Annotated in this window: 14 protein-coding genes; 3 read left to right on the top strand and 11 right to left on the bottom strand. The window is 71.4% G+C overall.

What is annotated here, in order from left to right; translation table 11 throughout:
• The first annotated feature begins 11 nt into the window (after positions 1-11).
• Positions 12-1,592 carry a 4-hydroxyphenylacetate 3-hydroxylase family protein gene (locus AC0B9F_RS32695; protein ID WP_472008659.1) on the top strand — a complete coding sequence of 527 codons (1,581 nt, stop codon included), beginning with the start codon at positions 12-14 and terminating at the stop codon, positions 1,590-1,592.
• A 34-nt stretch (positions 1,593-1,626) separates the two neighbouring features.
• Here AC0B9F_RS32695 and AC0B9F_RS32690 read toward each other — a convergent pair whose 3' ends face one another.
• The 8 genes from AC0B9F_RS32690 to AC0B9F_RS32655 all read right to left on the bottom strand — a co-directional run bounded on the left by AC0B9F_RS32690 (position 1,627) and on the right by AC0B9F_RS32655 (position 10,012).
• Positions 1,627-3,276: a thiamine pyrophosphate-binding protein gene (locus AC0B9F_RS32690; protein ID WP_472008657.1), complete on the bottom strand. Its 1,650-nt coding sequence runs from the start codon at positions 3,274-3,276 to the stop codon at positions 1,627-1,629.
• Between the two features lie 120 nt (positions 3,277-3,396).
• The gene (locus tag AC0B9F_RS32685; RefSeq protein WP_472008656.1) at positions 3,397-4,395 is read right to left on the bottom strand and encodes a class I SAM-dependent methyltransferase; all 999 of its coding nucleotides are present in this window, start codon (positions 4,393-4,395) and stop codon (positions 3,397-3,399) included.
• Between the two features lie 135 nt (positions 4,396-4,530).
• Positions 4,531-4,776, bottom strand: coding sequence for a DUF6059 family protein (locus tag AC0B9F_RS32680; protein WP_472008655.1), 246 nt, complete (start codon positions 4,774-4,776; stop codon positions 4,531-4,533).
• 10 nt (positions 4,777-4,786) lie between these two features.
• Positions 4,787-5,680: a prephenate dehydrogenase/arogenate dehydrogenase family protein gene (locus AC0B9F_RS32675; RefSeq protein ID WP_472008654.1), complete on the bottom strand. Its 894-nt coding sequence runs from the start codon at positions 5,678-5,680 to the stop codon at positions 4,787-4,789.
• 82 nt (positions 5,681-5,762) lie between these two features.
• The gene (locus tag AC0B9F_RS32670) at positions 5,763-6,572 is read right to left on the bottom strand and encodes a TIGR03084 family metal-binding protein (RefSeq protein WP_472008653.1); all 810 of its coding nucleotides are present in this window, start codon (positions 6,570-6,572) and stop codon (positions 5,763-5,765) included.
• Positions 6,573-6,624: 52 nt separating this feature from the next.
• Positions 6,625-7,668, bottom strand: a complete 1,044-nt coding sequence (locus AC0B9F_RS32665) for a carboxymuconolactone decarboxylase family protein (protein ID WP_472008652.1) — start codon at positions 7,666-7,668, stop codon at positions 6,625-6,627.
• Positions 7,669-7,769: 101 nt separating this feature from the next.
• Positions 7,770-9,437 (bottom strand): FAD-dependent oxidoreductase, encoded by a 1,668-nt coding sequence (locus AC0B9F_RS32660; protein ID WP_472008651.1) that lies wholly within the window; start codon positions 9,435-9,437, stop codon positions 7,770-7,772.
• Entirely contained in the window at positions 9,434-10,012 is a 579-nt protein-coding gene (locus tag AC0B9F_RS32655) for a DUF5987 family protein (RefSeq protein ID WP_472008650.1), read from the bottom strand. Before AC0B9F_RS32655 ends, AC0B9F_RS32660 begins: the two co-directional genes overlap by 4 nt.
• A gap of 289 nt (positions 10,013-10,301) precedes the next feature.
• Between AC0B9F_RS32655 and AC0B9F_RS32650 the strand changes: the two genes are divergently transcribed.
• Complete coding sequence (locus AC0B9F_RS32650) at positions 10,302-11,378, top strand: ParB/RepB/Spo0J family partition protein (protein WP_472008649.1); 1,077 nt, start codon at positions 10,302-10,304, stop codon at positions 11,376-11,378.
• Between the two features lie 20 nt (positions 11,379-11,398).
• Entirely contained in the window at positions 11,399-12,175 is a 777-nt protein-coding gene (locus AC0B9F_RS32645) for a helix-turn-helix domain-containing protein (protein ID WP_472008648.1), read from the top strand.
• A gap of 75 nt (positions 12,176-12,250) precedes the next feature.
• Here AC0B9F_RS32645 and AC0B9F_RS32640 read toward each other — a convergent pair whose 3' ends face one another.
• Genes AC0B9F_RS32640 through AC0B9F_RS32630 form a run of 3 tightly spaced genes read right to left on the bottom strand, consistent with a single transcriptional unit; the run spans position 12,251 to position 14,597 of the window.
• Complete coding sequence (locus tag AC0B9F_RS32640; protein WP_472008647.1) at positions 12,251-13,600, bottom strand: cytochrome P450; 1,350 nt, start codon at positions 13,598-13,600, stop codon at positions 12,251-12,253.
• Positions 13,597-14,142 carry a flavin reductase family protein gene (locus AC0B9F_RS32635; protein ID WP_472008646.1) on the bottom strand — a complete coding sequence of 182 codons (546 nt, stop codon included), beginning with the start codon at positions 14,140-14,142 and terminating at the stop codon, positions 13,597-13,599. Before AC0B9F_RS32635 ends, AC0B9F_RS32640 begins: the two co-directional genes overlap by 4 nt.
• Positions 14,139-14,597, bottom strand: a complete 459-nt coding sequence (locus AC0B9F_RS32630) for an acyl-CoA thioesterase (RefSeq protein ID WP_472008645.1) — start codon at positions 14,595-14,597, stop codon at positions 14,139-14,141. Before AC0B9F_RS32630 ends, AC0B9F_RS32635 begins: the two co-directional genes overlap by 4 nt.

Below are 14,597 nucleotides of genomic sequence, written 5' to 3'. Positions count from 1 at the left end.
CGATGAGGCGCATGACCGATCAGCAGCACGCCGGAGCAGGCCGCGAAAAAGCTTCTGCCGCCCGTCCGTTGACGGGCGAGGAGTACATCGAGAGTCTGCGGGACGACCGCGAGGTGTACCTGTACGGGGAGCGCGTCAAGGACGTCACCGCGCACCCCGCCTTCCGCAACCCGGTGCGGATGACGGCCCGCCTGTACGACGCGCTGCACGACCCGGCCCACCGGGAGGTGCTGACCACCTCCACCGACACCGGCAGCGGCGGCTACACCCATCGGTTCTTCACCACCCCGCACAGCGCCGACGACCTGGTGGCCGACCAGCAGGCGATCGCCGCCTGGTCGCGGATGAGCTACGGCTGGATGGGGCGCAGCCCCGACTACAAGGCCGCCTTCCTCGGCACGCTCGGCGCCAACGCCGACTTCTACGCGCCCTTCTCGGACAACGCGCGACGCTGGTACCGCGAGTCGCAGGAGAAGGTCCTGTACTGGAACCACGCGATCGTGCACCCGCCGGTCGACCGCAGCCGCCCGGCGGACGAGGTCTCGGACGTCTTCGTCCACGTGGAGAAGGAGACCGACGCGGGCCTGGTCGTCAGCGGCGCGAAGGTGGTCGCCACCGGTTCGGCGCTCACCCATCACAACTTCATCGCGCACTACGGTCTGCCGGTGCGCAAGAAGGAGTTCGCGCTGGTCGCCACGGTGCCGACGGGCGCGCCGGGGGTGAAGCTGATCTGCCGCCCGTCCTACACCGCGATGTCCGCCGTCATGGGCAGTCCCTTCGACTACCCGCTGTCGTCGCGGCTGGACGAGAACGACACCATCCTCGTCCTGGACAAGGTCCTGATCCCGTGGGAGGACGTCTTCGTCTACGGCGACATGGCCAAGATCCAGATGTTCTCGGGACAGTCGGGCTTCCTGGAGCGCTTCACCTTCCACGGCTGCATCCGCCTTGCCGTGAAGCTGGAGTTCCTCGCGGGGGCGCTGGCCAAGGCGCTGGAGATCACGGGGACGCAGGATTTCCGTGGCGTGCAGACCCGGCTCGGCGAGGTGCTCGCCTGGCGGAACCTGTTCTGGGGGCTGTCGGACGCGGCCGCGCGCAACCCGGTGAAGTGGCGCAACGGGGCGGTGCTGCCCAACCCGGAGTACGGCATGGCCTACCGGTGGTTCATGCAGATCGGCTATCCCCGGATCAAGGAGATCATCCAGCAGGACGTGGCCAGTGGTCTGATCTATCTGAACTCCAGTGCCGAGGACTTCAAGAACCCGCAGATCCGGCCCTACCTCGACAAGTACGTGCGCGGTTCGGGCGGCATCGACGCCGTCGAGCGTGTGAAGGTCCTGAAGCTGCTGTGGGACGCGGTGGGTACCGAGTTCGGCGGGCGGCACGAGCTGTACGAGCGCAACTACTCGGGCAACCACGAGAACGTCCGCACCGAGCTGCTGTTCGCGCAGACGGCGAGCGGGCAGCTCGACGGCTACAAGGCGTTCGTCGACCAGTGCCTGTCCGAGTACGACCTGGACGGCTGGACGGTTCCGGATCTGGATTCGTTCACCGGGCTGCGCGAGGCGCGGGAGAAACTGCTCGGCGGCTGAGCGTGCGGCGCGCGAGGGTGGGCGGGCCTGGCGTTCAGGCCCGGTGGAGGAGATCCGCCAGGAACGGCGCGACGACGCCGGGGACCACCTTGCAGTCCAGCAGGAGGGTTCCGGGGCAGCCCGCCGTCCGCCACCGCCGTACGGCGTCGAGGTCGTCCGGGCGGCGTACGGTGACCGCGGTGGCGCCCAGCCCTCGGGCCACCGCGGCGAAGTCGGTGTCGGTGAAGGACAGCGTCGCCCTATCGGCGCCCTGCGGTGCGTACATGTGCTCCTCGAAGCCGTAGGCCGCGTCGTCGTAGACGACGACGAGCGCGGGCCGGCCGGAGCGCACCAGCGTCTCCAGTTCGGGCAGGCCCATCAGCGCGCCGCCGTCGCCCACCGCCGCCACGGTCAGCCGGTCGGGGCGGCCCACCGCCGCGCCGACCGCGCCGGCCAGGCCCAGGCCGATGCTCTGGAAGGCGGCTCCGGTGAAGGCGAGGCCGGCCGGATCGGGGACCGTCCAGTACATGCCCGGCCAGGCGATGAAGTGCCCGCCGTCCAGCACCACCGTGCGTTCCGCGGGCAGCAGCGCGGCCAGGGAGCGGGTCAGGGTGCGCGGGTCGATCCGGTCGGCGGTGGAGAGGTCCTCGTAGGCGAGGGCCGCCCATCCGGCGCGTGCCCGGGCGACCCGCCCGGCGATCCGCCGACGCCAGTGCGTGACGGGCAACGCCCGCTCCTCCACCGCGTCGAGGAGCCGAACCGCGACGGAGTGGGCGTCGCCGGGCACCATGAGGTCGGTCCGCTGCGCCCGCCTGTGCTCGGCGATGTCGATCTGGACGACGGTGGCCGCCGGGTCGAGGATCCGTCCGCCGTGCAGAGTGAAGGTGTCCAGGCTTGCGCCGAAGGCGACGACCACGTCGGCCTCGCCCATCAGCGCGGCCGCCTCCGGTGCTGCGAAACCACCGCATACCCCGAGCGCCCAGGGGCTGTCGTGGAAGAGTCCGCCCGCCATGACGGTGGTCGCCAGCAGTGCGCCGAGGCGGTCGCCCAGCTCGCGCAGGATCTTGCCGGCGCCGCTGTGCCAGGCGCCGAGCCCGGCGAGGAGCAGCGGGCGGCGTGCCCCGGCCAGGGCGTCGAGGACCGGTTCCAGGGTCCGGTCGGCCACGGTGGGCGGCAGGTTCGCCGTGCCGGGCGCGGCGGGTGGGCGCTGGTCGGGGAGCGGGAGGCTCAGCAGGTCGCCCGGCAGGAGCAGGGCGACGGGGCAGCGGCCCTCGCGGGCTGTGCGTACGGCGTCGGTGGTGTCCGCGCGGGCTGTTCGCGGCTCGGTGAGCCGCACGACGCGGACACCGAGTGCGGCCAGGAGCGCGCTCTGGTCGATGTCGTGCGGCCGTTGGCCGCTCACCGGGGCGTCGCCGCACAGCAGGACGACCCCACTGCGGTTCTTGGCCGCGTCCGCCAGCGCGGTGATCGTGTTGGCGATTCCGGGTCCGTGGGTGGTGGTGCAGATCGCGACGTCGCCGGTCGTGCGGAAGTAGGCGTCGGCCATCGCCATGGCCCCGCCCTCGTGCCGGGCGGCCGTGTACCGCACCCCGGCGGCGGTGAGCGCGGCGGTGGCCAGGATGTTGCCGCCGCCCACCACCCCGAACGCGTGCCGGATGCCGCTGTCGGCGAGGGTCTGCCCGACGGCCTGCGCGAGTGTGGTCATGCGTGACTCCTGGGTCGCGTGAAACAACTTGCCGGTCATGCGGAGCGGGGGCGCACCGGCCGGCGCGTCCCCGGGCGTCGGCGGTGTCGCCGTGGCCCGGGGTCCGGCGTGCCCTGCGGATCAGGCGAGTTCGAAGATGACCTCGCCGACGGTGATGTCGATGCGGTTGGTGCGCACCAGTTCCCAGCCGCCCTCCTCGAAGACCGACTCCCAGTCCTCGACGGTCGGAAGGAAGGTGCCCATCAGGTCGTGGCCCAGCTCGAAGCCGAGGGTGAAGACGGGCAGTTCGGTGTCGGGCAGCGCGGTGCGGGTGGCATCGCCGATCAGCAGGCGCCGCGCCGCGGGAAAGACCTCGCGCAGCCGGCGCAGGGTGGCCACGCAGTTCTCCCGGGGCCAGAAGTCGTGGCCCATCATGAAACAGGTGAGCAGTTCGATGTCGGCGTACTCGGGCCGGGGTTCCAGGCGCAGCACGTCGCCCTGCACGAAGTCGGCGCGGTCGGCGAACCCGGCCTCGGCCGCCTCCTTGCGGGCCACCTCGAGGGACGGGCGGGCGATGTCGACGCCGATGCCCGTCGCGCCCGGGTGACGGTCGAGGATCTGCATGAGCCGGGCGCCGCTGCCGCAGCCGAGGTCGGCGACGCGCGTGAAGGGGAAGTCCACGCGGTCCATGGCCGCCCAGAAGGTGGGCGCGTAGGTGACCTGGTCGATCTCGCGGCAGGCGTAGGCGATGGCGGCGGCGTCACGGTGGTAGTAGTCGCCGGTGCGGTTCTCGGTGCGCAGCACGTCGGGCATCTGCCGGAACAGTTCGGCGCTGCCCCGGGCCAGCCAGTGGAAGAACGACTTGTTGCGGTACATGTCGTCGAAGCCGTCGAGGGTGTGCACGACCGTTCCGTCGCGCCGTACGAGTCCGACCGCGGCAAGGGCGCGGAACAGGCCGGTCGTCGACAGCGGGTCGAGGCCGGCGCGCTCGGCGAAGTCCGCGCTGTCCAGGGTCCGCGCCCGGTGCAGTTCGTCCAGGGCGCCGACCTCCCAGGCGGCGGCGATCGCCCAGGCCGCCACGGCGGAGTTGTAGATGGAGGCAATGCCGCGCGCGTTGCCCTGTGCGATGTCAACAGTCACTGCTCAGCACCTCGTCCTTGGGAGGGTCCACGGGTTCGTCGCCCTTCGCTCCATGCTTCAAGCGGGCGATGCAAAGGGGCATCTCTGACGTTGCTGTGCGCCGTGCCGGGCGGTCCCGGCGCTGGTGCGGGGCCGTCAGCCCGCCAGTTCCCGCTGCAGGGCGCGCTCCAGCGGTGTCAGCGGCAGGCCGGTGAGCCGTTCCGGGTGACCGGGCGCGGGCCCGTGCTCCGTGCCGGACACGTCCGGCACGGAGCCGATCCATATCCAGCCGAAGTCGGACAGGGACCAGTAGGCGCAGCGCAGCAGCCGTCGGGCCAGGTCCAGGACGGCGGGCCGCCGGTCTTCGGCGGGGTGGGGGGAGGGAGTCGCGGAGGTGGTCACGGGCCGACGGTCACACTCGGTCCTCGGCCGGCGCATCTCGCACCGTGCGCCGCTCACGGGCCTGGTGGAGCGCTCTGTGTCCGCGGCGGCCCTCCTCCAGGGTCGCGGCGAGTTCCACGGGTGCGCAGGGGTCGCCCTCGCGCAGGATGGCGGCGGCGCGGGCGAGCTGGCCGGCGACCCGTTCGAGGACGTCGGCCACCGGGCCGGCGTTGTGCGCCAGGACGTCGCTCCACAGCCATGGGTCGCCGCCCGCCGTGCGGACCGAGTCGTGCAGTCCCTCTTCGGCGAGCCCGAGGAACGCCTCGGAGCTGTCGGCGAACCGGGTGGCGAGGGCGGCCGCGATCAGGTGCGGGCCGTGGGACAGTTCGGCCGCGATCCGGTCGTGCACATGCGGCGCGAGGTCGATCCGGTACGCCCCGCATGCCCGGATCAGGGCGTCCACCGTCTCCAATGCCCATCCGGGTGTGGTCTCGTACGGGCACACCACCCACGGTCGGCCGGTGAAGCGGCCGGCCGCGGCGGCGTCCCGTCCGGCGGCGTCCGTGCCGGCCATGGGGTGTCCGGGCACGTATCCCTTGAGGTCGCAACCGCGCAGCTCCGCCTCGGCGCTGACGATGTCCTTCGTGCCGGCGGTGTCGGTGTAGACGTGCCCGAGGCCCCGGCTCTGCGCGTCGTGCAGGACGTCGGCGACGGCCGAGGGGGCGGTGGCGACGACGACCAGGTCGGCGGGAGGCAGGTGCGGGGTCCAGGCGGTCCCGGCGCCCAGGGCGACGGCCTCGTGCAGTGCCCGCGCGTCCTCGTCGATGAGGGTGACCCGGACGCCGGCGAGGCCGAGGGCGAGGGCGACGGAGGTGCCGGTGGTGCCGCAGCCGATGACGACGGCGGTGCGCAGGGTGGTGGTCATGGGGGCTCCTTGCGGCGCGGCGGTGGGGCGCCGTGCCGGTGGGCTGCGGGTGCGTTGGGGGCGCGGGTGATCGGGTGGCCGCTCAGTGGTCGCAGCCGGGGTGGGTGAACTGCCCCGGTCGGCGGCCCTCACCGGCCGGGCCCCGGTAGGCCTGTGCGATGTCGAGCCAGCGGTTGGCCTCGGTACCGGTGGCGACGAGGGCGAGGTCGTTGCGGTGGCGGCGGCGGGTGACCAGGAGGCAGAAGTCTTCGGCGAGCCCGGTGATCTTGTTCGCGGCGTCCTCGGGGCCGTAGGCCCACAGCTCTCCGTTGGGGGCGGTCACCTCGATGCGGAACGGCTCGGCCGGCGGCGTCAGACCGCGGGAGAGGTAGCCGAAGTCCCGGGTGAGGAAGGCGAAGAAGACCAGGTGGCGCAGCCGCTCGGTGGGCTCGCGGCGCACGCCGAGCGCGTCGGCGATGTCCTGGCCGTGGCCGAAGATCTCCATGATCCCGGCGGAGGCGAGGACGGCGGGCGGCAGGGGGTTGACCAGCCAGGGCACGACCTGGTCCTCGGGGACGGCGGCGAGGGCGTCGACGGAGGTGCGGCCGAGGGCGCGGAAGCGGGCCAGGAGTTGGGCGGGCGGGAAGGAGTTGAACTGCAGCAGGGCGGCGTTGACCGCGGCGTCGAAGTCGCCGGCGGCGCCGGCGGCGAGCTCGGCGAAGGCCGCGGGGTCGGACGCGGCGGTGCCGGCCAGGTGGAAGATGAAGGTCAGATGGGCGATCTGGTCGGCGATGGTCCAGCCCGGGGCGGGGGTCGCGGTGTGCCAGGCCTGCTCGTCGAGGCCCTCGACGAGACGGGCGGTCTCCTCGATGTCGGTGGCGAGGGCCTTCACGACGTCGTTCAGCGTGCTCATGATGTATCTCCTCGGTCGGGTGTGGATCTCGGGTACGGGCGGGTGCTGCCGGTCAGTGGGCGGTGGACGAGGTAGGGCGGACGGCCCCGCCGAGGCGGGCGCCGGTGTGGACGGCGGCGGTGAGCGCCGCCCATGAGGCGAGCTCCACCAGTTCCCGGTCGCCGGGGTGGGCCGTGCGGAAGGTGTCGATGTCCGCTTGGGTGATCTGGTGGGGGTTGAGGGCGATGAGGAGGGCCAGCCGGGCGGTGGGCAGGTGTGCCTGCGGCAGGCCGGCGGTGGTCTGCGTCAGCCAGGCGCGGCTCGGGCCGGGTACCGCGCCGTCGCGGACGGCGAGTTCGGTGTGCACCAGGTCGCGCACGGCGTCGGGGATCCAGCGCTCGGCGGCGGCGTCGACGGAGGCGACGGCTCGGGAGAGGGCGCCGGCGACGGCCGGGTTGGTCCTTGCCCAGTCGAGTCCGGCCGGCAGCGGGGCGGCGGGGAGCAGGCCGAGCGAGGCTCCGGGCACCACGGTGTGGCCCCGGTCGGGGCGCAGGGCGCGGGCGACCATCCGCATCGCCGGTCCGCGGCCGGCGGCCGGCGCGGTGGTGGGGACGGGCGAGTCGGGCAGGAAGAGCCGGACCATCCGGTTGAGGTAGTGGAAGGTGACGGCGGTGCCGAGGACCTCGGGTGCTTCCTGTGCGTCGAAGGGGGGCGGCGTCTGCCGGGCGGTGGTGGTGCTCGTGCCCGCATCGCGTGCCCAGTCGGCGAGTGGTGCGTGGTCGTCGGCGTCGTCCAGGGTGGCGAGTGTGGCCTCGTGGACCTCGACGCAGTAGAGGCAGTCGTTGGCCCGGGACACGGCGGTGGCCACCGCCTCCTTGGCGGCGCGCTCGACCCGGCCCTCGGCGAGGAGGGTCTCGCGCAGCAGCATCCACGCGGCGGCGAGGGTTTGCGGGGCCGGGGAGTGCAGGGCGAGGGGCGGGGCGACGAGGCCGAACTCCCGTCGGGCTTGGGCGTAGACCTCGGCCACCGGACCATGGGCCGCTCCTTGCCGGACGGCCGTGATGTGCCGGATCTGCTGGAGTGAGCCCTTCAGCAGGATTCTTACGAGCGGTCGCACCGCCGCCTCCTGGTTCCCGGTCCGGGTCGCGTGAAGCAACCCACTGGACGGATGGATGGTTTTTTGAAGCAACTCACCGGCCGTGAAAAGCCGCTCGCAGCTCACACGGTGATCAGGCGCTTCTGCTTCAGCAGCGGCAGCACGCCCGCGCGTCCGCTCTTGTAGCCCGTGGGGGCCGGTGCGCCGTAGGTGACCTGCACTCCCCTGTCGCGGGCGGCGGCCACGATGTGCGGCACGGCCCGCTCGGCGAGCGCGGCGATGGTCATGGCCGGGTTGACGGTCAGGGCACCGGGGACGGCGGAGCCGTCGGTGACGAAGATGCCGGAGTGGCCGCGCAGTTCGTTGGTGTCGTCGAGGGCCGAGGTGGCCGGGTCGTCGCCCATGCGGCAGGAGGCCAGTGGATGGACGGTGTAGGCGCCGACCAGGTCGTTGGTCCAGGGCATGACCTTGGCGAGGCCGTCCTTCTCCAGGATCTCCTTGACGTCGGCGTCGGCCTGGTTCCAGCCGTGCCAGGTGTTCTTCGTCGGCTTGTACGACAGATTGCCGCGGCCGAGCATCTGCTGGGAGATGCGGTGGGAGTTGCCGGTGGCGGGCGGTGGTCCGAAGACCCCTTCGTTGTCGTCCTCGGTCATGCAGAAGATCGTCAGCCAGGACTTCCAGTTCTTCAGGATCTCCTTCTTCTCCTTGCCGAACCAGGTCGGCCCGGTGGCGTCGGGCACCTGGGCGAGGATGGTGCCGAGGCCCGGAGGGAAGTAGAGCTGCTCCAGGGAGTAGCGGGAATACTCGGGAAGTGAGCCGTCGAGCTTGTCCCAGCTGGCCACGGTCGGGCCCTTGCCGATCGCGTTGGCTCCGTAGGGCAGTTGGCCCTCGCCACGGGTCAGTCCGAGGATCTCGGCGACCTTGTCCTCGTTGAGGATGGCCGTGTTGAGACGCTCGCCGTTGCCGGAGAAGTAGCGGCCGACCGCGTGCGGCATCGTGCCGAGGTGGGCTTCACTGCGCTGGAGGATGACCGGAGTGGCGCCGGCGCCGGCCGCCAGCACGATGATCTTGGCTTCGATGACGCCGGAGCCGGCCTGCAGGCGATAGTCCTCGTCGTGGACGATGTTGTAGTGGACGCGGTAGTCGCCGTCGGCGGTCCGCTCCAGGTACTGCACCTCGTGCAGGGGGCGGATCTCCGCGCCATGGGCGAGGGCGGCGGGCAGGTAGTTGACGGTGAGGGACTGCTTGGCCTCGAACCGGCAGCCGGCCATCATGAAGTTGCAGTTGACGCACTTGGTGTTGTCGACGGACGCAGCGAGCGGGTTGGCGGTGCGCCCGGCGTGGTCGCAGGCGGCGGCCCACAGGCCGCCCGCGTAGGAGGCCTCGTTCCAGTCCGGCTTGCTGACCGACAAGGACTCCTCGATCCGGTCGTACCAGGGGTCGAGCGCGTCGCGGCTCACGGCCTGCGGCCACATCCTGCGGCCGATGCTGCCGTGCCGGTCGAAGACGAAGCGGGGGGCCCGGGGCATGGCCGCGAAGTAGACGACGCTGCCGCCGCCGACGCAGTTGCCGCCCAGCACGCTCATGCCGTCGCCGACGACGAAGTCGAAGATGCGTGTGTAGGAGGAGCCGAGTTTGTAGTCGTGCTCGAACTCGTCGTTCTTCAGCCAGGGGCCGCGCTCCAGGACGGTGACCTTGGCACCGCCGGCGGCCAGGTGGTAGGCGGCGATCGCGCCGCCGAAGCCGCTGCCGACGACCAGTACGTCGGTCTTCTCGGTCGCGTTGCTCATGCGGGGCTCCCGGTGGGGGTGGTGTCGGGGTGGGGTTCGGCCAGTTGCCGGCCGTAGCCGGAGTTCTCGAAGCGCCACAGTCCGTCGGCGTCGGGCTGGGTGATGCCCATGGCGGTCAGACCCGGGTGGCCGTCCGCCAGCGCCTGGGCGGTGTGCAGATGGGCGGCCGAGTCGTAGGCCATGTTGCAGAAGAGGGAGAGCAGGACCCAGAAGTCCTTCTCGGGATGGCCGGGCGTGGTCAGTTCCTGGATGAGGCGGACCCGGTCGTCGTAGTCGAGGGAGACGAACGGCGGCACCGTCGCATCGAGGGTGAGGCCGGCCTTTTCGGCGTAGGTCCGGGCGTGGTCGTTGACTCGGTCGGCGAGGTCCTCCAGGCCGTCGTGGATGCCGGTGGCGTCCCAGCGGAGCAGGTCGATGGCGCCGCAGGCGACCGCGCCGCCGCCGGTGCTGACTCCGGCGATCGCCCGGTCTGCGGGTGATCGCTTCTCGCCCGGGACGATGGTGTCCGCGTAGGCCTCGAGGGTCAGGGTGGCGTCGGGCCCGATGTCGACCCTGCGCTCAGGGATTCTTCTCACTGCAGGCAACTGGGGCCTCCGGTCAGGTCTTTGAGGTTCCTGGTGGTGTGAGAGAAAGCTAGAAGTGCTGGGTCTTTTCAAACAACCAACCGGCGGGTGTTCGCCCGAACACGCGTCCGCACACTCGACCAGCCAAAGTCGCGATATCCCCGGTGACCGGTTCCAGAAAAAAAGAGGTCGTTCACTATGCTCTCTTCGGACGCGTTGTTCTCCGTGGCACCCGGGCCCATCTCGCGCTGTGTGAGGTGATTCCGGCACGCCTGGATCTCGCCGAGGGGGAAAGTGAGAGGTGAACAGCAAAGACAGATCTCTGACGCTGCCCGCCAGTTTTACTCACAGGGTGCGGATCGAGGCGCTCCAGCCCGCCGATTCGCCCCGCCTGAACGGCGTTGACGAGAATCACGTGCGACGACTCGCAGACATTTACACCACGCTGCCCCCGATCCTCGTCCACCGTCGCAGCATGCGGGTGGTCGACGGGATGCACCGCGTGGCCGCGGCCGCCGCGAACGGACTCACCACCGTAGAAGTGCAGTATTTCGACGGCGCTGACGAGGAAGCGTTTCTGCGATCGGTGACGGCCAACGTCGCCCACGGCCTCCCCCTGTCCGTCGGGGATCGCAAGGCGGCCGCCGAGCGCATCCTGCGCGCACGTCCCGACCGGTCGGACCGGGCCGTCGCCGCCTATACCGGCCTCGACGCCAAGACCGTCGCTGCGCTGCGTCCGCGTTCAACCGCGGATTCTCCTCAGTCGAACATCCGCACCGGAGCCGACGGGAGGCCCCATCCGCTCGACCGCACGGCCGAACGGATCAGGGCCGCCGAAATCATGACCAGCAGGCCGGACCTGCCGCTGCGGGCGATCGTCAAGGAGACGGGCCTTTCGCTGGGTACGGCCCACGACGTGCGTCAGCGGCTGCTGCGCGGCGAAGCCCCGGTACCCACCGGGCGCCGGCTGTCCGCCCGGCCGGAGGCGGCAACCGCGACCAGCCCTCCCGGCCCGTTCGCCGCCCCCCAGGCCGCCGGCTCCCCCGGCCCTTCCGACCAGCAGGCCCCGGCGAGTTCCAACCGCACGCGCGGTGCGCTGGAGACGTTGCGGCGACTGGCCGGCGACCCGTCACTGCGGCACTCCGAGTCCGGTCGCCAGTTCCTGCGCTGGCTGCATGTCCATTTCGTGGTCGACGAGGCCTGGCGGCAGCAGGCCGACGCGGTGCCCGCCCACTGCGCGGGCACCGTCGCGGATCTGGCCCTCCAGTGCGCCGGCGCCTGGCAGCGGTTCGCCGAAGACCTCGACCGCCGGCGGCTGACCCAGACGACCCCCGCTCCAGCACGGCACGCGGCCTCCGCGTCCAGGCAGGGAGCATGACGCACAGACAGGGAGAAAGGGTGACCACCACCACAGTCGAAGCCGCTGTCCTTCGGGTCATCGACGAAATGCACGCGAATCTCGGTCAGGAACTGACCATCGACGACATGGCACGCACCGCCATGTTCAGCAAGTTCCACTTCACGCGTGTTTTCCGGGATGTGACCGGCACGTCTCCCGGACGATTTCTCTCCGCCCTGCGCCTTCAGGAGGCGAAGCGTCTGCTGATTCAGACGGATTTCAGCGTCGCCGACATCAGCAGTCAGGTCGGGTACAGCAGCGTCGGCACCTTCAGTTCCCGTTTCAAGTCCTGTGTCGGCGTCTCTCCGAGCATGTTCCGGGAATTGGAAGGATTCACGCCGGGAATCGGTCCGGGTGAGGCGGAAAAACCGGCGGCCGACCATGCGCGCGGGACACTGCGTGGCCGTGTGCACCTGCCCGAGGACCGCGCCCCCGGCCAATGCTTCGTGGGTCTGTTCCCCACGCCCGTCCCGCAGGGGCAACCGGCGCGCTGCACCGTGCTGGACGGTCCCGGATCCTTCGAGCTGCGCGACGTCCCGGACGGCACCTGGTACGTGCTCGTGCATTCCGTCCCGTACGGCTATGAGCACATGCCGTCCGGCACCGGTGGCCAGGACGTCGTCTCCGTCGGCACGTACGGTCCGGTGACCGCTCATGACGACACCCTTTTGATGCCGGCCGAGATCGTCCTGCGTCCGCTGGACGCCCTGGACCCGCCGGTGCTCATGGCGCTGCTCGACCTGCGCACCGACGCCCTGGACCGCATCGCCGGCTGACCACCCACAGCACGCCGAAGGGGCGGGCACGGATTTCCGTGCCCGCCCCTTCGGCGTGCTGTGGCCTGCGGCTGCTCAGTCCGCTGCGCGGACGGTCACCGGCAACCCGCCGCGCATACGCAGCGACATCATCGGCTCGGGGACGCCGTGGTGCCCGGGCAGCACGGCCAGGTCCAGGTCCCGGGTGACGAGGGCGGTGACGAACACCGCCTCCATCATCCCCAGGTTGCTGCCCACGCAGAACCGCGGCCCCGCGCCGAACGGGATGTACGCGTAGCGGTGCCGGTGCGCGACGCGCGCCGGATCGAAGCGGCCCGGGTCGAACCGCTCGGGGTCGTCCCACAGGTCCGGATGACGGTGCAGGGTGTACGGGCACACCAGCACGTCGGCCTTGGCCGGCACGTCGAATCCGCCGACCTGGTCGGGCCCCTGGGCGATGCGCGGCAGGATCCACACCGGCGGGTACAGCCGCATGGCCTCCTGTACGACCTGTGTGGTGTACGTCAGCTTGTGCAGGTCCTCGGCGTCCGGCAGGCGGCCGCCGGCCAGCACGGCACGCGCCTCCTCGCGCACCACGTCGCGCACGTGCGGATGGCGGGCGAGCAGCAGCAGGGTCCAGCCGAGCGTGCTGGCGGTTGTCTCGTGGCCGGCCAGCAGCAGCGTGACCAGCTCCTCCTGCAGCAGCCGGCGGCCCTGTGCCGCGTCCTGGCGCTCGCGTGCGGCGAGGATCATCCGGGCGAACGCGTCGTCGGCGCTTTCCCCGTCGGCGAGGCGGGCGCTGCGGTCGGCGACCAGTTCGTCGACGATCCGGGTGAGTTCGCGGCGAGCGCGGCGGAACCGCCGCTGTGGGGCGAAGGGCACCCACGTGGGCACCAGGCCCTGGGTGACCATGTCGAACATCGCCTGGTCCTGGACGGCCTCGAAGGCGTGCGCGATGCCGTCGTGCCCGTCCAGGGAGGTGTCCATGAGGGTGCGCCCCAGCACGCCGAGGGTGAGCCCGGTGACTTCGCTCAGGAGGTCGACGGGCGTGTCCCCGGCACGCCGGCGCAGCAGTTCCACCAGGGCCGCGGCCTCTTCGGCCACGGCCCCCGCCTGGGCGGCGATCCGCCCGGGCTTGAACGCGGGCTGCACGTTGCGGCGCTGGGTGCGCCACAGCTCGCCCTCGCTGGTGAGCAGGCCGTCGCCGAGCACCTTGCGGGACTCCACCAGGCCGATGCCCTTGTGGTAGTTGGCCGCGTTGTCGGCCAGCACGTGCTTGGCGTAGTCCGGCCGGTTGAAGATGTACAGCTTCTTCGGGCCCATGGAGACGCGGACGGCGTCGGAGAGGTCGGCCGCGTCCCGCATCATGCCGAGCCGGTCGACTGCGAGCTTGCGCAGCAGGCCGGGCAGGGCCCACACCGGCGGGCCGGGTGGATGGACGCTCATGTGCGCTCTCCGTCCTCGGTTGCGGCCAGATGCCGGAAGCGGCCCTTGTGGAAGACGAGCGGTTCCCGGCCGGGCAGATCGTCCAGAGCGAGCACGCGGCCGAGGTGGATGGTGTGGTCGCCGCCGTCGTACGCCCGCCACCGGGCGCACTCGAAGTGGGCGGCCGCCCCCGCGATCAGGGGGGCGCCGCCGGCCGCTCCGGGCAGCCAGTCCACGGCGTCGAACTGGGCGGCGCCCGGCGGCCGGGAGCGGTCGGCGAAGTGGCGGGCCACGTCCTCCTGCCCGGCGCCGAGCACCGACACCGCGAAGGTGTCGGCCTCGGCGAGGACCCGGTTCATGACGGCGTCGTTGCCGACGCACAGCAGCACCAGGGCGGGATCCAGCGACACCGAGGTGAAGGAGTTGGCGGTCATGCCGCGCGGGGCGGCCCCGCCGACGGTTACCACGGTCACCCCGGTGGCGAAGGATCCCAGGGCCCGCCGCAGCCGCGCGGCGTCGCCGTTGACGGCGTCCCGCGGCGGCGCGGTGGCCAGGGTGCTCATGCCGCCCGCCCCGTCAGTGCCCGGCCGTGGACCGCGTACGGCTCCAGGGCGTGGGCGAGGGCGTCGGGGATGAGCGAGGGCACGGTGTTGGTGTTGGGGCCGCGCATGCACGCGATCCGCTGCCTGCCACGCGCGACCAGCACCTCCGCACCGTCGGTGACCTTGACGTAGTCGAAGGTGAACTCCAGTTGTGTCTGTCCCAGTTCGGACAACCGCATCCGGATGGACAGCTCGTCGAAGGCGGTGATCTCCGCGAAGAACTCGCAGTCCACCTTCAGCGTGAACAGCTTCAGATCGTCCTGCACCTCGGCCAGTACCGCCGGTGCCTTCTCCTTCAGGAACAGTTCCCGGCACCGGCCCTGCCAGCGCAGGTAGTTCACGTAGTACACATTGCCGACGAGGTTGGTCTCCTCGAATCCGACCGTGTGCCGGTACTCGAAGTAGTCGTCCGCCAT

It is taken from the genome of Streptomyces sp. NPDC097129 (assembly GCF_055668065.1).
Note: the sequence above shows the minus strand (reverse complement) of the source record. Positions and strands in the feature narration are given on the sequence as shown.